The 21541-nt window shown below is 48.9% G+C and carries 16 protein-coding genes; 7 read left to right on the top strand and 9 right to left on the bottom strand.

Going from position 1 to position 21541, the window contains the following annotated elements:
- Positions 1-214 precede the first annotated feature (214 nt).
- The 3 genes from WJM45_RS00730 to WJM45_RS00740 all read left to right on the top strand — a co-directional run bounded on the left by WJM45_RS00730 (position 215) and on the right by WJM45_RS00740 (position 5063).
- On the top strand, positions 215-2419 hold the full coding sequence (locus WJM45_RS00730) for a primosomal protein N' (protein WP_341327096.1): 2205 nt from the start codon (positions 215-217) through the stop codon (positions 2417-2419).
- A 291-nt stretch (positions 2420-2710) separates the two neighbouring features.
- Positions 2711-4471 carry an arginine--tRNA ligase gene (gene argS, locus WJM45_RS00735; protein ID WP_341327097.1) on the top strand — a complete coding sequence of 587 codons (1761 nt, stop codon included), beginning with the start codon at positions 2711-2713 and terminating at the stop codon, positions 4469-4471.
- 1 nt (position 4472) lies between these two features.
- Positions 4473-5063: an SPOR domain-containing protein gene (locus WJM45_RS00740; RefSeq protein WP_341327098.1), complete on the top strand. Its 591-nt coding sequence runs from the start codon at positions 4473-4475 to the stop codon at positions 5061-5063.
- 536 nt (positions 5064-5599) lie between these two features.
- Here WJM45_RS00740 and trpC read toward each other — a convergent pair.
- The 4 genes from trpC to trpE all read right to left on the bottom strand — a co-directional run bounded on the left by trpC (position 5600) and on the right by trpE (position 9596).
- Positions 5600-6403 (bottom strand): indole-3-glycerol phosphate synthase TrpC, encoded by an 804-nt coding sequence (trpC, locus tag WJM45_RS00745; protein WP_341327099.1) that lies wholly within the window; start codon positions 6401-6403, stop codon positions 5600-5602.
- A complete protein-coding gene (trpD, locus tag WJM45_RS00750; protein ID WP_341327100.1) occupies positions 6400-7434 on the bottom strand; it encodes an anthranilate phosphoribosyltransferase in 1035 nt (344 codons plus the stop codon). The genes trpC and trpD overlap by 4 nt, the downstream gene beginning before the upstream one ends.
- A gap of 87 nt (positions 7435-7521) precedes the next feature.
- Positions 7522-8112, bottom strand: coding sequence for an aminodeoxychorismate/anthranilate synthase component II (locus tag WJM45_RS00755; protein WP_341327101.1), 591 nt, complete (start codon positions 8110-8112; stop codon positions 7522-7524).
- Complete coding sequence (gene trpE, locus WJM45_RS00760) at positions 8109-9596, bottom strand: anthranilate synthase component I (protein ID WP_341327102.1); 1488 nt, start codon at positions 9594-9596, stop codon at positions 8109-8111. Before trpE ends, WJM45_RS00755 begins: the two co-directional genes overlap by 4 nt.
- Before the next feature lie 426 nt (positions 9597-10022).
- Between trpE and WJM45_RS00765 the strand changes: the two genes are divergently transcribed.
- Positions 10023-10895, top strand: coding sequence for a fumarylacetoacetate hydrolase family protein (locus tag WJM45_RS00765; protein WP_341327103.1), 873 nt, complete (start codon positions 10023-10025; stop codon positions 10893-10895).
- A 174-nt stretch (positions 10896-11069) separates the two neighbouring features.
- Here the strand turns inward: WJM45_RS00765 and WJM45_RS00770 are convergent, their stop codons facing one another.
- Together WJM45_RS00770 and WJM45_RS00775 are read right to left on the bottom strand one after the other, a co-directional pair.
- Complete coding sequence (locus WJM45_RS00770) at positions 11070-12524, bottom strand: ATP-binding protein (RefSeq protein ID WP_341327104.1); 1455 nt, start codon at positions 12522-12524, stop codon at positions 11070-11072.
- Positions 12524-13183 carry a response regulator gene (locus WJM45_RS00775; RefSeq protein ID WP_341327105.1) on the bottom strand — a complete coding sequence of 220 codons (660 nt, stop codon included), beginning with the start codon at positions 13181-13183 and terminating at the stop codon, positions 12524-12526. Before WJM45_RS00775 ends, WJM45_RS00770 begins: the two co-directional genes overlap by 1 nt.
- 740 nt (positions 13184-13923) lie before the next feature.
- On the opposite strand from WJM45_RS00775, the gene hemW reads away from it, so the two are divergent.
- From hemW to WJM45_RS00790, 3 genes are all read left to right on the top strand, one after another.
- Positions 13924-15054, top strand: coding sequence for a radical SAM family heme chaperone HemW (gene hemW / locus WJM45_RS00780; protein ID WP_341327106.1), 1131 nt, complete (start codon positions 13924-13926; stop codon positions 15052-15054).
- A 60-nt stretch (positions 15055-15114) separates the two neighbouring features.
- Positions 15115-15756: an orotate phosphoribosyltransferase gene (gene pyrE, locus WJM45_RS00785; RefSeq protein WP_341327107.1), complete on the top strand. Its 642-nt coding sequence runs from the start codon at positions 15115-15117 to the stop codon at positions 15754-15756.
- 144 nt (positions 15757-15900) lie between these two features.
- A complete protein-coding gene (locus tag WJM45_RS00790; RefSeq protein ID WP_341327108.1) occupies positions 15901-17841 on the top strand; it encodes a dynamin family protein in 1941 nt (646 codons plus the stop codon).
- Positions 17842-18001: 160 nt separating this feature from the next.
- Here the strand turns inward: WJM45_RS00790 and trmB are convergent, their stop codons facing one another.
- The 3 genes from trmB to aroG form a co-directional block, all read right to left on the bottom strand.
- The gene (gene trmB / locus WJM45_RS00795; RefSeq protein WP_341327109.1) at positions 18002-18691 is read right to left on the bottom strand and encodes a tRNA (guanosine(46)-N7)-methyltransferase TrmB; all 690 of its coding nucleotides are present in this window, start codon (positions 18689-18691) and stop codon (positions 18002-18004) included.
- Positions 18692-19327: 636 nt separating this feature from the next.
- A complete protein-coding gene (thiS, locus tag WJM45_RS00800) occupies positions 19328-20305 on the bottom strand; it encodes a sulfur carrier protein ThiS (RefSeq protein ID WP_341327110.1) in 978 nt (325 codons plus the stop codon).
- A gap of 14 nt (positions 20306-20319) precedes the next feature.
- Complete coding sequence (gene aroG, locus WJM45_RS00805; RefSeq protein ID WP_341327111.1) at positions 20320-21390, bottom strand: 3-deoxy-7-phosphoheptulonate synthase AroG; 1071 nt, start codon at positions 21388-21390, stop codon at positions 20320-20322.
- Between the last annotated feature and the right edge of the window lie 151 nt (positions 21391-21541).

Consider the following 21541-nt stretch of genomic DNA (forward strand, 5'->3'; position numbering starts at 1 on the left):
TAAAAAATCGAATAAAAACCGTTATTCAGGACAATTATTAACGGGATATGCACAGAGATATCCACAGATTATGTGGATATCTTTAATAAATTCTTAAATCATATTTGTTCTCATCCCCCTATCATTCCCAGGCTCTGCGTGGGAACGATAATTGCCGAAAGACTGAATAGTTACCTTAAATCACATGGCAATAACAAACGAAATGGTTCGGTGAGTGCGAAACTATTTGTACATCCTCAAGGTTGCGATTCCGGTACCGGTTTATCGTTTGTTCGATTATTTGCCGCCGCTGGATCTCGATCCGAAAACCCTAAAACCGGGTATTAGACTAACAGTACCGTTCGGCAGAGGCCAAAAAACCGCTTTCTTGATTGGACTCGATTCAAACAGCGAAGTCCTTAGCGCTAAGCTCAAGCGGATTGAGGCCGTCTTGGATGAACGGCCTTTGTTGTCGGATCGTGACTTGAGCCTGTTGCATTGGGCCGCGCGTTATTATCATCATCCGTTGGGCGAGGTATTTAGTGCCGCTTTTCCCGTTGCTCTCAGGCAAGGTAAGCCGGCTACGATTAAAGCAGAAAAATTTTATGTATTAACCGAAAAAGGCCGCTTATTAAATCCTGAGCAACTCAGGCGCGCACCGAAACAACAACAGTTGTTATACCAATTGCAAACGGAGCGAGACGCGGTACCGGCATCGCGCTTGAATGCGATTCTCGAAAATTGGCGATCGGCAGCCAAAGCGCTACAAGACAAGCAGTTAATTAGGTTAGAAGGGGCTGCCGCCAACGCCAAGACTCATTTAACATTGAATCCGCAGCTACGCCCGAATCCATTGCAGCGGGAAGCCATCGAACAAGTCGTTTGTGCTTTGAGCCGCTTCGAAGTCTTTTTGTTGGAAGGCGTGACCGGCAGCGGCAAGACCGAAGTCTATATGCAGGTGATCCGCTCGGTACTCGAACGTGGGCTGCAAGTGTTGGTTTTGTTGCCCGAAATTACGCTGACTCCGCAGTTAGAGCAGCGCTTCCGGCAGCGTTTTTCCGTGCCGATTACGATTTCGCACTCCAAGTTGACCGATACACAGCGTCAACAAGCCTGGCTCGGTATGCAGCGCGGCGATTATGCGATCATGCTCGGTACGCGCTCGGCATTATTCACGCCTCTGGCAAGACCGGGGTTGATCATTCTCGATGAGGAACATGATGCGTCATTCAAACAACAGGAGGGATTCCGGTTTTCGGCGCGCGATGTCGCAGTCGTGCGCGGCAAACTGCTTAATGTTCCTGTCTTGTTAGGTACGGCAACGCCGTCGTTGGAAAGCGTTTATAATGTCGAGCAAGGCCGCTATCGGTTATTGCATTTGACCGAAAGGGCAGGGAATGCAGCTCCGCCTAAAATGTTGCTTTTGGATATTCGCAATAAACGCATGCAGGAAGGTTTATCAGAGCCGTTGATCGCCGAAATGCACAAGACGCTGGCTAAAAATGAGCAGGTATTATTGTTCCTTAATCGGCGAGGATTCGCCCCAACTTTGATTTGTCACAGTTGCGGTTGGGTGGCGCGTTGCCGGCGCTGCGAGGCGAATATGGTCGTGCATTACGACGAAGCTCTGTTGCGCTGCCACCATTGCGGTAGCGAACACCGCTTGTTGCCGCAATGTCCCGAGTGTAAAACCGGTCAATTGACACCGCTTGGCCTCGGTACCGAGCGGGTCGAAAAAGCCCTAGCACAATTGTTTCCGGGACGAAGCGTCATTCGCCTGGATCGTGATACCACGCAACGTAAAGGCGTGTTGGAAGACGCTCTCGATCGTATTAACCGGGGAGAGGTCGATATCGTTCTCGGTACACAGATGCTGGCGAAAGGTCATCATTTTCCGAATGTAACTCTGGTCGTGATGCTCGATGTCGACAGCGGTCTGTTCAGTATCGATTTTCATGCCTCGGAAAAACTGGCGCAAATGATTGTCCAGGTATCGGGTCGCGCCGGACGCGCGGAAAAACCCGGGCGGGTGATATTGCAGACCCGAAAACCCGACCATCCGTTGTTGACCGCATTGATCAAGGAAGGTTATGGCCGCTTCGCCCGTTCCGCACTAGCCGAGCGCCAATTAGCCGAGTTGCCGCCCTACAGCTTTCAAGCGTTGTTGCGTGTCGAAGCCACAGATTCCGCTGTGCCGCTGCAATTTTTTGAGCAACTGATGCAAGCCGTCGAACCGAATCGAACGGTACGGATGTTGGGTCCGGTGCCGGCGCCAATGTCCCGACGCGCCGGCCGGTATCGCTATCAGTTGCTTCTACAAAGCCCGACTAGGCCCGAATTGCATCGATTCCTGGATAAACTGATGCCGCTTATAGCGGGACTCAAATTAACCCGAAAAGTGCGTTGGTCGCTCGATGTCGATCCGGTGGATTTGTATTAACATCGTGGGCATGTCCAAATACGGTGAAAACGACTAAACCGGGAATTGCTGCAACATAAATCTGCATTGTATAAGCGGTTAACTTTCATGGATAATATACTTCGCGCGGTCACATTTGCGGTTTTTTAACGCGCTCTTTTATCCGATAGCGGCGTTGCGAAAACAGTTACATAGCTTGCTATGCGCCTGTTTTCGCGCCTTGCTCTCGAATAAAATAGCATTGTCATAAAAGCCGCAAACATAACCCCGCGAAGTATATCCAGTTGTTTTTCACCTAAATTCGCGGAAGTCATGAAACAAAAATTAGAGGCCCTAATCCTGCAAGCCATTGATGTCTTAAAAAAAGACGGAATCCTGGATGGGGGCGTAAGCCCTAAATTTACGATAGAACATGCCCGTGATGCACAGCATGGCGATTTTGCGACCAACATTGCAATGATGCTGGCAAAGCCCGCCAAGTCTAACCCCAGAGCATTGGCCGAAAAAATCGTCGCGGCATTACCGGTCGATAGCGCCGTCGCTCGGGTTGAAATTGCCGGCCCCGGTTTCATTAATTTTTTCATTGACCCGAATGCGCAATATCAAATCATCCAAAAAATTCATGATGATGGCTCGCAATTCGGCTTAAGCCGCGCCGGTGCCGGACAAAGGGTTCAAGTCGAATTCGTTTCGGCCAATCCGACCGGGCCCTTGCATGTCGGTCACGGACGCGGGGCGGCCTATGGTTCGGTGGTTGCCGATCTATTGGAAGCGGCCGGTTTTGAAGTACACCGCGAATATTATGTCAACGATGCCGGCCGTCAGATGGATATTTTAGCGACCAGTATCTGGTTACGTTATCTCGAAGAATGCGGCGAAATTATACCGTTTCCGGTCAATGGTTACCGCGGCGAATATATTCGCGAAATCGCGGCCGAGATTCATAAAGCCTCAGGCAACGAATATAGAAGACCGGCCGAATTGCTGATCGAGAATATTCCGGTCGACGAACCGCAAGGCGGAGACAAAGAAACGCATATCGATGCGTTGATCGAAAGAGCCAAGACCCTGTTGGGTTCAGGACTTTATCAGGACATCTTTCAAGTCGGCTTGAAAACGATCTTGCAGGATATTAAGGACGACCTCTCCGAGTTCGGCGTGAATTATCAAGAATGGTTTTCCGAGCGCATGCTGATGGAGAGCGGTGCGGTCGACGAAGCGTTGAGCCGTTTACAACAAGCCGGTTACCTTTACGAAAAAGACGGGGCAACCTGGTTTGCATCAAGCCGCTTAGGCGATGAAAAAGACCGTGTCGTCGTGCGTGAAAACGGTCAAGGCACCTATTTTGCCTCCGATATCGCCTATCATATGAACAAATTGCACCGGGGTTACGACCGCATTATCAACATTTGGGGGGCCGATCATCACGGTTACATCCCGCGGGTCAAAGCCGCGATGCAGGCGCTTGGCGCCGACGAATCGAAATTGACGGTATTGTTGGTGCAATTCGCGGTGCTGTATCGTGGTGAAGAAAAAGTGCAAATGTCGACTCGTTCCGGCGAATTTGTGACCTTACGACAGTTGCGTAACGAAGTCGGTAAGGATGCCGCGCGTTTTTTCTATGTCATGCGCCGTTCGGAGCAACACATGGATTTCGACTTAAAGCTTGCGACATCGCGAACCAACGAAAACCCGGTCTATTATGTGCAATACGCCTATGCTCGGATATGCAGTGTGTTTCGCCAGCTTGACGAAAAAAACTGGGCGCGCGACTTGCTAGACGGCATGAAGCATTTGGCGCTGCTGAAAGAGGAGCACGAGCTAAATTTAATCGGCACCTTGGCGCGTTATCCCGAAGTACTTGAGCGCGCTGCCTTAAACTACGAGCCGCACCAGTTGATTCATTATCTGCGCGACTTGGCGACCGATTTTCATACTTATTACAATGCCCATCAGTTTCTGGTCGAGGACTCGGCATTGAGGAATGCGCGGCTAAACTTGATCTCCGCCGCAAAACAAGTCATGGCCAATGGCTTGGAGTTGTTGAAGATCAATACGCCTGAAGTGATGTGATATGGCAAGAGACTATAAACACAGGGGGCAACACCGGACCCAGCCGAAACCGAAAACCGGTGTACCAGCGGCCTGGTGGAATTGGTTGGTGCTCGTCCTCGTGATCGTGGTATTTCCGGTGTTATTGCTAAAATGGTGCGGGTCTACGCAGGAAAGCAAGAGCCCGACAAAACAAACGCCTCCTAAACAAGTCGCCGATCAAGTCAAAACACCAACAAAGACGAAATCGCCAGAGCCGGAAGCGATCGACGAGCCTCGCTTCGATTTTTATACGATATTACCGGAAAAAGAAGTCGTCGTGCCCGATTACGAGATCAAAACCCGGGTGCGCGAAGAGCGCGTCGGCAAGGCTAAGTCGACTCAATATCTGCTGCAGGCCGGCTCGTTCAGGGAGTTCGCCGATGCCGACCGCCTTCGAGCTAAGTTGGCGCTAATGGGTATCGAATCCCGCGTCGAGAAAGCCCAAGTCGGCGATGTGATTTGGAACCGCGTAAAAATGGGGCCGTACGAGCAGATGTCGAGCGTCACGACCATTAAGAGCCGGCTTAAGGACAACGGCATCGATGTGATGGTGACCGAAATCAGTCATTGATTTGTGTGGGAGTAAATCGGGGATGGGCGACAGGTTTTCGCTTCCTAGCGATTGCCAAGGATGGCATGAATCCAGCACTTAAATTATACCTTTCGCACTTCAAATTTCGGCAGTGCCTTAGGAGGCTCGCCGGGGTGCTCGGCTAAGGCTTTGCCAGCATGGAGCTGAAATAGAGCCTACATAGATGTATTCACCCAGCACCTACTCCCTTTTGATTGAAAAATCGTCTTAGAATAAAAGGTATGGGATGTGTCTATCGAGGACCGCCGTAAACCCATCCATGGGGGCTTGACGGCAGCGTTCCCTGCTGCCGACATCCTCGCTAGCCACACCCCATACCTTCATAAAGTTAACTAATTTTTGAGTATAAAGGGAGTAAATAAGCCATGATTTTGAATCATTGCCAAAGACCTATAGAATTTAGGTGCTGGGTTCACGGCGTCCTTTGACGGGCACCCCGGTGCCGAATTTTGATCTGCGATGGGTATAACAAAGCTATACGATGTCTCAGTAAAAAGAGAGATAAAGCAGCAAATCTACGGCAATTCAAACAATTCGCGCATTTTTTGGCCCGGGCTTGGCGCGCGCATGAAGGCTTCGCCGACCAGGAAGGCATAGATAGCGTTGTCGGTCATCAGCTTGACGTCTTCAGGCGTGTGAATGCCGCTTTCGGTAATGATGATGCGGTCTTGCGGAATTCGATCTTTCAAGTCCAGCGTCGTTTGCAGCGAGGTTTCGAAGGTCCTCAAGTTACGGTTGTTGACGCCGATCAGCGGCGTGTCCAGCGTTAGCGCGCGTTGCAGTTCGTCCGCATCATGTACTTCGACTAGAACGTCCATGCCCAATTTCTTGGCGGTGTTAGCGAGTTCATGCATTTGCTCGTTTTCGAGCGCGGCGACGATCAGCAAAATGCAATCGGCGCCTAAGGCGCGCGCTTCGAAGACCTGGTAAGGGTCGATCATGAAATCCTTGCGCAAGACCGGCAGCGGACAGCGTTCCCTAACCATTTGCAGATAGACTTCGCTGCCTTGGAAATATTCCTTATCGGTCAGGACCGACAGGCAGGCGGCTCCGTTCATCGCATAATCCTGGCCGATCGCGACCGGGTCGAAGTTTTCGCGAATCACGCCCTTGCTCGGCGAGGCTTTTTTGACTTCGGCGATGATCGCAGGTTTTTTTCCGGCAACCTTGCTCTGTAGAGCGGCGGCGAATCCGCGCGGGCCTTCGACCCCTTCTGCGATTTCACGCAGCATGTCGACCGTCGTGTTCAGCTTGCGGCGTGCGATTTCGTCGGCTTTGGTATCTAGGATTTTTTTTAGAATATCGGGAGTATCGGTCATGATGATTCGCTTGAAGTTAGCGCGTTGGAAAATTCGATGAATGTATTCAATTTCGCTTTTGCCATGCCGCTTTCAATGGCTATTTGAGCTTTGTGCACGCCGGAATGTAAGTTGTCGGTCAGGCCGGCCGCATAAATTGCCGCACCGGCGTTGAGCGCGACGATGTCTCGGGCAGGTCCCGGTTGATTGTCGAGTGCCGAGTAAATCATTGCTAGGCTGTCTGCGGCGCTATCGACCGCGAGTTCTTCCAGACTGCCACGTTTGAGACCGAATTGAACCGGCGTGATCGTGTAGCAATTGATGTTGCCGTTTTTCAATTCCGCTACCGAGGTCGATGAGGCAATGCTGATTTCATCGAGTCCGTCTTCCGCGCTAACCACGATGACATGGTGGCTGCCGAGTTTTTTCAGCACTTCGGTCATCGGCCGAACCCATTCTTTTGCATAGACGCCGATCAATTGATTCGGTGTCTTAGCCGGATTGGATAATGGACCCAATAAGTTGAACAGTGTCCGAACGCCCATTTCTTGGCGAGGACCGACCGAATATTTCATCGCGCCATGATGTTTCGGTGCGAACAAAAAACCGACGCCGACTTCATTGACGCAGCGGATGACTTGTTCGTGGCTTAAGTCCAGGTTGACACCGGCCGTTTCCAGCACGTCAGCACTGCCGGTGCGGCTGGAAACCGAACGATTGCCGTGTTTGGCGACTTTGCCTCCGGCTGCCGCAACGACGAAAGCGCTGGCCGTCGAAATATTGAATGTGTTTGCACCGTCGCCTCCCGTTCCGCAGGTGTCCACGACATGCTCGCCGCTGATTTCAATGGTGTCGGCTAATTCGCGCATCACTTCGACAGCAGCGACGATTTCCTCGATGGTTTCTCCTTTGCAGCGTAACGCAATCAAAAATGCGGCGATTTGTGCATCGGTCGCACCGCCGGTCATGATAATGCGCATCACATCGCGCATTTGCTCGTGATTGAGATTATGCTTGGTTAGGAGAGCTTGTAGAGCTTGTTTGAGATCCATAGTGTTTGGCTGATATTCTCGTCGGTAGTTGGAAATCGGATCAATGAATCGCGTATTTTACGAATTTTACCGTAGGATGGGCTTCATTTATCTGTCCAAAAAGTTTCGCAGCAGATCGTGGCCGTGTTCAGTCAAGATCGATTCCGGATGAAACTGTACGCCTTCAATATCAAATATTTTATGGCGGACGCCCATGATTTCTTCGGTATTGCCGGTTTCGTCCTGAGTCCAGGCCGTAATTTCAAGGCACTCCGGCAGCGAGGCTTGATCGATGACCAGAGAATGATAACGTGTTGCGGTAAACGGATTGTTCAGTCCTTTGAATACCCCAATATCGTTGTGATAAACCGGTGATGTTTTACCATGCATAATGCTTTTGGCATGGATGATGTTGCCTCCGAAAGCATGTCCAATACTTTGATGGCCGAGACACACGCCTAGAATCGGAAAACGGCCCGCGAATTTCAATATCGCTTCGACCGAAATTCCGGCCTCGTTAGGTGTGCAAGGCCCCGGTGAAATGACGACTTTATCGGGCGCCAGGCGTTCGATGTCTGTCACGGTGACTTCGTCGTTGCGTACGACCGTGACATCGGCGCCGAGTTCGCCGAAATATTGCACTAGGTTATATGTGAACGAATCGTAATTATCGATCATAACCAGTTTGACGGCGCTCATGATTGTTCTCCTTCCAAGCCTGCCTCGGCCATGCTGACGGCTCGGAATACGGCTCGGCCTTTGTTCATCGTCTCTTCCCATTCGTTAATCGGCACCGAATCGTAAACGATGCCGGCGCCTGCTTGAATGTGCAGGGTTTTATCCTTGATCACAGCGGTGCGGATCGCGATCGCGGTATCGAGATTACCCGACCACGCGATATAACCGACCGCGCCAGAATAGACGCCACGCTTGACCGGTTCCAGTTCATCGATGATTTCCATCGCGCGGATTTTCGGCGCGCCGCTAACCGTGCCGGCCGGAAATGTCGCAGCCAAGACATCGAAGGCGTTTTTGCCTTCTTGCAATTCTCCGGTGACGTTAGAGACGATATGCATGACATGCGAATAACGTTCGACGATCATTTTATCGGTAAGTTGAACGGTGCCGGTACGCGAGACGCGACCGGCGTCGTTGCGGCCGAGATCGATCAACATCAAATGTTCGGCTAGTTCTTTCGGGTCGGCAAGCAGCTCCTGTTCCAGGTCAAGATCTTGCTCGTGCGTCGCGCCGCGCGGGCGGGTTCCGGCGATCGGACGAACCGTGACCGTGCCGTCTTCGAGGCGTGCCAGGATCTCGGGCGACGAACCAACGATATGAAAATTCTCGAGATTCAGAAAATACATATACGGCGAAGGGTTCAGGCAACGTAACGCGCGGTATAAATTAAGCGGCGAGGCGCTATATGGGATCGACAGGCGTTGCGACAGTACGACTTGCATGATATCGCCGTCGACGATGTATTCTTTCGCTTTCAACACGGCTTGTTCGAAACCTTGTTGCGTGAAGCCGGAAACGAAATGCGATTCCTCGACTTGTTTCGGCGTTTTGTGAGTTTCGGAACGCGCTTTTTGTTCTCGCAGCCGGACTGCCAAATCCTCCAGGCGATTTACGGCGTCTTGGTAAGCATTGTCTTGCTCGGGGTCGGCATGAGTCAAGAGCAGCAGTTTTCCGGATAAGTTATCGAAGACCAGTATTTCTTCGGAAACCATCAGCAATATGTCGGGCGTGCCAAGCGGGTCCGGTTTGTTCGTCGATTTGAGTCGAGGTTCGATATAGCCAATGGTTTCATAGCCGAAATAACCGACTAGTCCGCCGTTGAAGCGTGGCGATCCTTCGATATCGGGGACTTTGTAACGATCTTTGAATGCTTCGATCCAGGCCAGTGGGTTTTCATGAATCAATATTTCAATGGCTTCGCCGTCTCGTTCAACCCGGATTTCATTGCCGATGACTTTAACGACAGTTCGACAAGGCAAGCCGATAATCGAATAGCGGCCCCACTGCTCGCCGCCGTGTACGGATTCGAATAGATACGAATAGGGGCCGTCGGCCAGTTTAAGATAAGCGCTGAGCGGCGTGTCCAAATCTGCGAGAATTTCCCGGCTGATCGGGATTCGGTTGTAGCCTTGCCGGGCATGCTGTTTAAATTGTTCGGGTGTCATTGTGGTTGTCAGCAAAAGTTGATGACGCACGGACGGGTCTTAAAACGAAACCGTCCTTTCGCCGGTCGCAACATTATATATAAGAATAGGCGGCGCTTCTAAGGTAAAAGTGACGGTTTAGAAAATGCCGGGTTGAATAATGGCATCCGGCTCATTCGTGGTTTATTGAAACTAGAAAAAGCATTTCACCATGAAGATCATGAAGAATAAGAAGTTAATTCAATAACTTGTCATGCGTTTGTATAGAGCTTTCGTTCACCAAAGAGGTTGGCGGGCGTGTTGAGTTAATCTCTTGAAATACTTCATGATCTTCATGGTTAAACTGCCAAATTTAGGTTGAATAGCCTAAAATCAATGAGACGTGTTTTCCTTATACCGGATCATTTAAAATTAATGTCTCATTACAATGGCAGGACGAAGCAAACGATGAAATTAATTACTTTTACGCATAATCGGCAAACACGAATTGGCGCTGTCGTTGACGATGAAGTCGTCGATGGTTTCGGGGGCAGTGCGCTTCCGGCCTCGATGATCGAATTTCTGAGTGCTGGAACGTCGGCATTGGAGGCGTTGCAAAAACTCATTGATTCAGGTTCGCATCGCCTGCCGGTTGCAGAGGTAAAAGTGCACGCACCGGTGCCGAGACCAGGTAAATATTTGGCGATTAGTCTCAATTATGCCGAACACATTGAGGAAACCGGTAAGGAAAAACCCGAATACCCGACATTTTTCAATAAGCAAACAACTTGTGTAATCGGTAGCGGTGAAGCGATTCATCGGCCTAAGGTATCGGAAAAACTGGATTATGAGGGCGAGTTGGCATTTGTAATCGGCAAGCGTTGCCGTCATGTGCCCCAGGAACAAGCGCATCAAGTCATCGCAGGCTTTACCATTGCTAACGATGTGTCGGTTAGGGATTGGCAGGCCCGTTCGCCGACGATGACGCTGGGTAAATCATTCGATACACATGGCCCGCTCGGGCCATGGCTAGTCACGCCGGATGAAATCATCGATCCGCATGATTTGACGATCAAAACCTGGGTTAATGATGAATTACGTCAAAACTCCAATACTCGGCACATGATTTTTAATTGCTACCAAATGATTACTTATTTGAGTCAAGTAATGACGCTCGAGCCGGGCGATATCATTGCAACAGGCACGCCATCGGGCGTCGGCGTTAAAATGAAACCGCGCGGATATCTGAAGCCCGGGCAAAGGGTCCGCATTGAAATCGAAGGTATTGGCGAGTTATGCAATACGGTTGTCGAAGAGCCTAATGCTATCGAATGTCGATAAGCGATGTATACCCTTTGCTAGTCAAATTTCGGCGTCGGGGTGCCCGTCAAAGGACGCCGTAAATACGTCCATGTAGGCTCTATGATAGCATCCATGCTATCAAAGCCTTTGCCGAACACCCCGGCACCTCCATAGGCTAATGCCGAAATTTGAAGTGCGAAAGGTATAAGTATATTATTTTTTTAATTGGTGCCAAGCATATGGCGGTTTTTTGAAAATATCCGAATTGATATTTGTGGCCGCCGGGTAATCGGTTTGTGGGGCAGGAAAGAGTAGCGCGATGCTCAAGCCGCCAAAGCGGGATTTATTCATCTGTAATTCGGCATGATGCAAAGCCGCGATTCTTTTTACCATCGATAAGCCGAGACCGCTGCCCTGGGTATGGTTGGCGGTTTCGACGCAACGGTAAAAACGTTGATACGCATTTTCGAGCTGTTCGACCGGAATGCCCGGCCCCGAGTCTTCGACACATAAACAAGGGCTGTTTGCTTGTGTGGTTAGGCTGATCAATATTTTGCCGCCTCTTGGGGTGTATTTGATTGCGTTATCCACAATATTTCTTATTAAGATCGTGATGAGTAACGAATTAACCATGACCAAACCGTCTGTGTCGTTATCAAAGCCCATGGTAATTTGTTTTTTATGAGCCTCCGGCTCCATTTCAGCAATGATTTGAATAATTTCATTGCTCAATTTGATCGGTTGTTTGGCTAAATAACTGGGATCCGATTCGATTCGCGAAAAAGTCAATAACTGTTGAACAAGACCGGTCATGCGTTTCACTGCTTGTTCAATACGGCTTAATGCTTGTTGTCGGACGCCGTCATCGGTTGTTTTTATCGCGACTTGGGCTTGAGTTAGCAAGCCTGCGAGAGGGGTTTTAAGTTCATGCGAAGCATCCGCAGTAAAGCGCCGTTCGTTTTCGAAGGCTTTCTCAAGCTGGATGAATAAAGTGTTCAAGGCCTCGACTACCGGTATGATTTCAGTTGGAAGCCAGCGCGTCGATAATGGCTTCAAGTAATTAGCCTCACGCTTCGCTAGTTGCCGAGCCAGGCGATTGACCGGTTTGAGCGAGCGACCGACAATGATCCAAATGACCAGTCCAAATAAAGGCAAGCTGATCAATAGCGGTTTGATCAAATGATTGGCGATTTCGTCTTTCAATTCCTGACGGATATCGTCACGTTGACCGACATGAACGATATATTCGTCTTCATCATTGGAAACGCTGAAAACATGCCAGGTATGTCCCGCGACCTCGGTTTTGGTGTAGCCGTTTGTCGAATGCGACATCGGCTGCTTGGGTGCGGTTTTCGACCTTAAAATCAAGCCCTCGGTTTTATCGATCAATTGAAACGATATTTTTTTACGTAATTGCGTGATTTGCTGATCGGGTAGCGGCGTTTTTTCAGGGCTGTCTAAGTCCCACAATTCATTCAGAGAGCCTTTATAGAGCAATTGTCCGACGAACGAATATAAAGCTTGAGCCGATTGTTCGAGTTCCGCATTGAATAGTTTGACGACTTCATCGCGTGTGACTTTATAACTAATATAAGCCGTAACGGCCCAGATGACTATCGTTGCCGAAAGCAATGCAAACAGCAACACGCCTTTAAGTGAGTAACGCATTAATTCTCATCAAGGATGTAGCCGACACCTCTGACCGTGCGGATGTAATCCGAGCCTAGCTTTTTGCGCAAATGGTGGATATGCACTTCGACCGTATTGCTTTCTATTTCAGAACCCCAGGAATATAAGGCTTCCTCGATACGCGCCTTGGAAACGACCTTGCCGATATTATTCATTAAAAAATTTAAAATGCCGAATTCCTTTTGCGATAAATTAACCGGTGTGTTATGAACAGTCACGGTATGCGCTGCGGGATCCAGCACGATGCCTTTGTGTTCGATTTGAGAGACGCTTCGCCCCGCCTGTCTTCTGGCTAGTGCTCGTAGGCGGGCGCAGACTTCCGATAAATCGAACGGTTTAACGACAAAGTCGTCGGCGCCGCTGTCGAGTAAGGTAACTCGATCGTCGATGCCGTCCCGCGCCGTTAAGATCAAGACCGGAGTTTCATCTTTTCGTTTTCTGATCTCGGAAAGCAGGTTTAAGCCGTCCATACCCGGCAGATTAAGATCCATTACAATTAGTTCATAACTGTTGGATTTCAGTGCTTCATCAGCCTGCGCGCCGTTCCTAAGCCAATCGACGGCATAGCCTTCCATCGTTAGGCCGGCTTGTATGCCGTCGCCCAGGATTTCATCGTCTTCGACCAATAATAGGCGCATAGTGTTACCAATAATAATGCGTTGATGTTCAATTAATATTTTTAAAGTAATTATTCACATCCCCCTTTCGTTCATACGCAGAGGGTGGAAACGATAATTGCCGGGGGACTGAATAGTTTACGTTTCAAATACCCGAAAAAACAATTTGTTGCTAGAGCCCGTTTATAAAATTTCTATGTGCTCTGTTGCCCAAAACCTATCGACGCATAGGCCTTTCAGACGACCCCATGTAAGCATTCCCTTTTTTCGTGAGAGTATGGCTCTCTCATGTCTGGCATAAGTATCTACACAAGTTTTATATCATAAATACAATGAGTTACAAGCTGGCCTAGCATCCTCTCCTGTTGAAGAGGGTTGCTGTGGTGAGAGTAAAAACAATCACTTATATTCCCCTCATCCCAACCTTCTCCCGCAAAGAAAAAGGTGCAAGCACTTGTGTAGATACCTATGCATGTCTGGCGGGAAGTACGCTGAACTATGGAAGTTTTATTGGATAATTGAATTCGATGTAGTATTCGTCAACGTTCCAAGCGTTTACCGTATCGCATAACATACTCTTTAAACTTAGCCGCATCAATTCCGAAAGCAGCTTCAGTTAACGGCCGTTTATTGCTTAATTATCGTTGCTGAAACTGGGAATGTTAAACAAGACATGCTTGTCGCCAGGAAAAGGTAAAGCGAGCGTTTACAATAGTTTCGGTGTTAAAATATCTCATCTTCCATATTGTGCAAAAAAAATCTTGCCGCCGATAAGTTTATATATCCACATACCTTGGTGCATCAAAAAATGCCCCTATTGCGATTTCAATTCTCATGCGGTCAAGGCTGAGTTACCCGAAAAACGCTATATCGATGCCTTGTTGCAAGATTTGAGTCTCGATTTGACGCGTTTTATTGTTCGACAGCCCATTGAGACGATATTCATTGGCGGCGGAACGCCCAGTTTGTTTTCGCCCGAAGCGATCGATCGATTGCTTTGCGGTATTAGACGTCAAACGCGATTAGCCGAAAATGCCGAAATAACGCTCGAAGCCAATCCTGGTACCTTTGAAAGTGGTAAATTCGCTGAATTTCGAGCTATCGGGATTAATCGATTATCAATCGGGGTGCAAAGTTTTAATGATGCACAATTAAAAAAATTGGGACGGGTTCATTCGGCGGCGGAGGCGATTCAATCGGCGGAAATTGCGCAACGCGTCGGCTTTTCCAATTTTAATCTAGACTTAATGTTCGGTTTGCCGGAAATTTCCGGATATAGCAGTTTGTCCGATATTCGTACCGCTATAAATATCAATCCGACTCATATCTCCTTTTATCAGTTGACGTTGGAGCCGAATACTTATTTTCATAAGTTTCCGCCGCAACTGCCGGGAGAGGAAAGTATCTTTGCCGGGCAAATGCAATGCCAATCAATGTTAGAAAGCGCGGGCTATTGGCAGTATGAAATTTCCGCTTACAGTAAGCCGGGCGCTCAGTGCCGACATAACCGCAATTATTGGCAATTCGGCGATTATCTAGGGATCGGCGCGGGTGCGCACGGTAAAATGAGTTTGGCGTTGCCTTTCGAGGTTTATCGTAGCGTTAAACCTAAGAGCCCCGAGTTATATATGCAAACCCTTGGCGAGGAAAAGCCAGTTTTGTGCGAAGCCGATAATCTTCCTATTGAATTCGCGATGAATCATTTCCGACTTAAGGAGGGTTTTACCGAAGTACGCTATCGCGCCGCTACAGGATTGAGTCTCGACAGCCTGCAGCCGGGGCTTGAGCAATGTATCGCACAAGGCTTGGTCGATTTTACGGATGGTCATTACCGTTGTTCCGATCACGGTTGGAATTTTCTCGATACCATCCTTGAAAAATTCATTCGCTGAATGATCATCCTTTAGGATAATTTATAACGTATCTTTCAAACTATTACATAAAGAAACGCAATGCTTGATTACCAAAAAGATTTTATTCAGTATGCCCTGGACTGCGGCGTGCTCAAATTCGGTGAATTTCAATTAAAATCGGGGCGTATGAGTCCTTATTTTTTCAATACCGGATTGTTCGATACCGGTGCGAAATTGGGCAAATTAGGCGAGTTTTACGCGCGGGCCTTGCTGGAGTCCAAGCTAAATATCGATATGTTGTTCGGCCCGGCATATAAAGGTATTCCGCTGGTTAGCGCGACTTCGATTGCTTATGCTCGACTAACCGGAAGAGATATGCCGTTTGCATTCAATCGCAAGGAAGCCAAGGATCACGGCGAGGGCGGAGTGATCGTCGGTACGCCTTTGTCCGGGAATGTTCTGATTTTGGATGACGTCATTACGGCCGGGACGTCGGTGCGCGAGTCGGTCGCCATTATTAACGGAGAGGGAGCTTCTCCAGCGGGTGTGCTCATCGCGTTGGATCGGCAGGAAAAAGGCCCGGATGGGCAATCCGCTACCCAGGAAGTCAGGCAAACGTATAATATGCCGGTCCAAAGTATCGTATCACTCGAACAGATTATTGAATATTTGAAGACTGTTCAGGATCTAGGCTATCCAGTTGATACAATTATCGAATACCGAAAACAATACGGTGTTTAAAAATAATCGTGCGTGACTAACAGATTCAACGATATGGTCTACACTTACCCGCATTACATCGTTATACTTCGTTCGCTTCGGTCGTGTGAAAGACTCAAGCGACCTTATTATCTTGCAGACTAATGACCGAAAAAAAGGCCAGCCATGAGGAACCCGGAATTTAAAGAACAGCTGCATGAATACTCGCAGTGGCGCAGTCAGTTGATGCAAGCAATTGAAATGTATCAAGAATGGCGTATTCGTTACGGGATGAACGATGTTCATAGCACCGGGACAATTTTGAATATCCTTAATGGCTTGGAATCGGACCGCGTAACGCTGGCTTTTGTCGCGGAGTTTTCGCGCGGCAAAACGGAGTTGATCAATGCTTTATTTTTTGCCGAAACCGGTGTCCGCTTGTTGCCTTCAACACCTGGCCGGACAACGATGTCGCCAACCGAAGTATTTTATGACGAAGAGGGGGGCAGTTATATTCGTCTGCTGAATATAGAAAGTCGCTTAGAAGATCTTTCGCTGGCCGAATATAAAAACAATCCCGCTCGTTGGACACAAATCGATCTAAATTTCGATTCTCCGACGCAAATGCAAGAAGCATTTAGAGAGTTGATAGCCACCAAGACCGTGCCAAGGGATGTAGCGGATAAACTGGGGTTATGGAACGAGCGTGAAGCTGCCGAGCAAGGGGTTGTTAATCCTGAAACCGTTGAAATTCCATGCTGGCGCCATGCATTAATCAGTTTTCCGCATCCGTTATTGAAGGAAGGGCTTTGTATTCTCGACACGCCGGGCTTAAATGCATTAGGTACCGAACCTGAGCTGACGTTGAATATGCTTCCAAGCGCTCAGGCAATCATATTCGTCTTAGCTGCCGATACCGGAGTGACTAAAAGCGACTTGGAAATGTGGCGTAATCATGTCTGTAGTGCTAGGGGCGGGAGAAAGCATGGGCTGGCTGTCGTCATGAACAAAATCGATTCGATGTGGGACGATCTAGCCGGTGAGACGGGTTATGACGCAGCCATAGAATCGCAAATTAGTACATCGGCCGGAATTTTAAATATCGACGAATCATCAATCTTTCCGGTATCGGCTAAGCAGGCGCTGCTGGCTAAGGTAAAATCCGATAATGTGCTGCTCGAAAAAAGTCGGTTATATTCCTTGGAAAAATATTTGTCCGAAGACATCCTAAAGCAACGGCGGCAAATATTACTCAATACGATTAAAAAAGATATCGGTTTTTTGGTGGGCGAATCGTCTAATCTTACCGACGGTAAGCTGGCCAATGCGGCCAAGCAATTAGAGGAGTTCAAGAAGCTGGACTTTGAAAATCATGAAATGACCGAAAAGCTGATGGCCGAAACCCGCGACAGGCAACAGCATTACATGGTCAATGTCGAAAATTTTCAAGCCAGCCGTAAGGTTTTTAGTGTACAGGCAAAAATCCTGATTGACTCGTTTGCCAAGGAAAAAGTCGACGAGATCATCCGGCAGACTCGGGAAGATATGACCAAGAGTTTAACGACATACGGCATGAAGCAACAAATCCGTAAGTTGTTCGACGATTTACGGGACTTATTGCAGGATGCAGTCGATACGACTAATGAAACGCGCCGTTTGGTTAAAGCAATTCATAAAAAGTTTCAGGACGAATACGGTTTCAAGGAAATCGAACCGCAGCTTTTCTCGATTAAGCAATACCAGTTCGAATTAGAACAGATCTTCGAAGAAGGCGAAGCATTCCGGACCAGCGCAAAAACCACATTGACCGAACAAAGCATTGTAATTAACAAGCTTTATAGTACGTTAATCAGTAAAGCGCGAAACATTATGAAACATGCCCAAAAAGATGCCGCCGCTTGGAGTAACAGTGTGTTGACACCATTGATGCACCAAATCAAGGATCATAAAAAACAGATTGAAGGGCGTTTGCAAATGCTGAGAAAGATTAATGAATCCAAAGGCAGCGTTGCCGAAAATATAGCGATTCTGGAACAAGAGCTAGAGCCGTTAAAAAGACAGCGAAGCGAATTGGCAACGATCATCAAGGCGATGCAATTGGATATGTCTGGTGATAGTGAGCAGTAAACAGTGAGAAGTAAATAGTGAACAGTGAACAGGGCGCATCGGTTGTGAACTCTGTTGTATGATTTTTCGGGTACGCCTACAAAATACTCGAAGCGTTCTCTTCTTGGTGTTGTCGAATAAGGGAGTTGCCTTTCGCGCCTATTTTTCTTTACCCTGGTCCCTAGATTTTTCTAAAAATCAAATCCCAAACGCCGTGGCCGAGGCGTAGGCCACGGTTTTCGAATTTAGTTAGGGGCCGATAGGAGGGGCGCTCGCTATATCCTCCGCCTACATCGGTATTTTTAAGATCCGACGCATTCGATAATACCGCCAGCATATGCTTAGCATAGTTTTCCCAGTCCGTTGCGCAATGAAAATAACCTCCCCGTGTCAACTTTGCCGTGACCAAATCGACGAATGCCGGTTTGACGATACGCCGTTTATGGTGACGCTTTTTCGGCCAAGGGTCGGGAAAAAACAAATGAACGCCCGCTAGGCTTTGATCGGGGATGCATCGTGCCAGAATCTCGACTGCATCATGGCAAAAAATTCGCACATTGCGCAGTTCGCGCGCTTCCAGTTGCATAATCAAATGGCCGACGCCCGGTCTATGCACCTCAATGCCGATGTAATCGCAATCGGGGGTCGCCTCGGCCATGTCTGCTAGGCTATCGCCGTTTCCGAAACCGATTTCGACGATAATCGGCGCTTCGCGTCCGAAAATTTCGCTGAAACGGCATTCGATACCGGGCTCCAGGCCGTACTTATTCCAGAAATCGGCGAGGGCTTGCTGCTGGCCTACGGTGATGCGGCCTTGACGCCGCGAAAAGCTTCGGATTTTGCCTGCGTTGGATAAATCAGGGGAATTCATGCTGACGGAGTGCGGTGTTTGTATTGCAATATTAATGAATACGGCTGAATCGGTTGGGTTAGCGAAGCGTAACCCAATAGTTCAGTGCGAATGCATGTGCTTAGAGTTGAAAAAACAGCCAAGCGAATCCTATTTGGCAGTTTAATCATGAAGCACATGAAGTATTTCAAGAGATTACCTAAAGTTCATGAAAGTCTGGTAATCGCCCCAGTAAATGAAAGTGCTAGGCGTTAGGGAGGGTGCGGTCACTCGCCCGACAGGACGCCGTGAACCCAGCACCTAAATTATCCAAGATAGTTAACCATAGCCAATGGGCTATGGAATTTAGGTGCTGGGTGAATACGTCCATGTAGGCTCGACGGCGGCTTTCCCTGCCGCCGACGCCTGTCGGTCGAGCAACCGCACCCTCTCCGGAACCGGCATTTTCTCTGCCGAGCTTCTTATATCGAAAAATTAGATAAAGAGCCAAAATCTACGAACTTCCACAGTAATATTTCCGCTAATCTTTTGGGTGAACGAAAGCAAGCTCAGCTTTAACATTTTTCGGTATTTGGGTCATGGGTGTTTGATTTGTTAAGGCTGGGCAAGTTATTGAATTAACTTCTTATACTTCATGGTGAAGGTTTTTTTCTAGGTTTAAAGAAACAAACCGTCGATCGGCGACGAAGCCGAAGCGAAACGTTTTCTTGGCATGCGTCCGGCTAAAAATGCCAGGCGACCGGCTTCGATCGCTTTTCTCATCGCTTCAGCCATCATGATCGGATGTTGGGCAGCGGCGATTGCGGTATTCATTAGCACGCCATCGCAGCCGAGCTCCATCGCGATAGCGGCATCGGAAGCCGTGCCGACGCCGGCGTCGACCAGAATCGGTACGTTGGCGTTCTCGACGATGGTCAAAATGTTGTACGGATTACGAATGCCCAATCCCGAGCCGATCGGTGCAGCCAATGGCATCACAGCTACACAGCCGATATCTTCCAGTCTTTTCGCGGCAATCGGGTCATCATTGGTATAAACCATCACATCGAAACCGTCCTTGACCAACAATTCCGCCGCGACATACGTTTCGGCGACATCGGGGAATAAGGTTTTTTGGTCGGCCAAGACTTCCAGTTTGACCAGCTTATGACCGCCTAATAACTCCCTGGCCAAACGGCAGGTCCGCACGGCATCGTCGGCGGTGAAGCAACCGGCGGTATTCGGCAGGATTGTGTACTTATCAGGCGAAATAACATCGAGCAGGTTGGGTTCGCCCGGGTTTTGGCCGATATTGGTCCGTCGGATCGCGACCGTGACGATTTCCGCACCACTGGCTTCGATAGCCAGGCGGGTTTCCTCCAAATCTTTATACTTGCCGGTACCGACCAATAAGCGCGAATGAAAGCGAGTGCCGGCTACGGTGAAGGTATCGTCCTGGCCGCCGCCGATGGCATGAACGATTTCCAGACGGTCATTGTCCTGTAGCGTTTGCTGTTCGTAGCGGTCGAACGGCAGGATTTCTTTATTCAACTCAACCGCGATGCGCTTGCCGCTTAGCCCCATATCGGCCACAATCCGTGCGACCGTTGTCGCTTCCGGATATTCGCGGGGTTCGCCATTTAGCAATATATTCACGTTTACGCTCCGTATCAATTTTCAGTCTTTCTGCGCGCAACTACTGCCGCAGCGAGATCTTTCAACAACTGTGCCGAGTCTTCCCAGCCCAAGCAGGCATCGGTAATACTTTGCCCAAAAGTCAATGGTTTGCCGGGGATTACGTCCTGGCGTCCGGCCTTTAAATGGCTTTCGATCATGACGCCGATGATGCGTTTGTCGCCGCCGGCAATTTGACCACCGACATCCTCGCCGACGATCAACTGGCGTTGATATTGTTTCAAGCTATTCGCATGGCTGAAGTCAATCATAATGCGAGGTCGTAGCCCTGAATTTTCCAGTCCTTCCGCGACTTTTTCAACATTGACCGCATCGTAGTTGGGTTGGCCGTTGCCGCCGCGCAAAATAATGTGAGCATCTTCATTGCCGCGCGTCGAAAAAATCGCCGAACGGCCTTCCTTCGTTAATGAGAGAAAGTGATGGGGGCTCATTGCCGCGCCGATTGCATCGATCGCGATTTTGATCGAACCATCGGTCGCGTTTTTGAAACCGACCGCGCAGGATAGACCGGAAGCCAATTCCCGATGCACCTGACTCTCGGTGGTTCTTGCGCCGATGGCCCCCCACGAAATCAAGTCGGAAACATACTGAGGTGTGATCAAATCGAGATATTCGGTTGCGGCCGGCATACCCAGCGTGTTCAAGTCCAACAATAAGCGTCGGGCAATACGCAGGCCTTTGTTGATATCGAAGCTGGAATCCAGATCGGGGTCGTTAATCAAACCTTTCCAACCGACCGTAGTTCTAGGCTTTTCGAAATATACGCGCATCACGATCAGTAGATCTTGGTTCAATTCGTCTTTGATCGCCTTGAGCTTTTTTCCATACTCGATCGCCGCTTCCGGATTATGAATCGAACACGGGCCGATCACGACTAACAAGCGGTCGTCATCTCCGGTTAATATGTCATGAATTTCGGCGCGCGTTTGCAGCACCGTAGTCGCCGCGAGTTCATTCATCGGCAGTTCTTCGTGTACCGCAACAGGCGCAATGACTTCTTTCGTTTCACTGATTCTTAAGTCATCGGTGTTATATTTGCTTAACATAATAGTTATCCAGCTTGAAAGTGCGCGGAGAGTTAAAAGCCGCTCATTTTAACTTTTTTCGCGACCGCTTTGTTAGTTTTTGCTTAACTATAGTTTGTAAAGCGATCAATCACGAACGAAGCGCAAGCTTAATTGACGAACGACAAAGTCG

Origin of the sequence: Methylotuvimicrobium sp. KM2 (assembly GCF_038051925.1) — a bacterium.
Classification (GTDB): domain Bacteria; phylum Pseudomonadota; class Gammaproteobacteria; order Methylococcales; family Methylomonadaceae; genus Methylotuvimicrobium.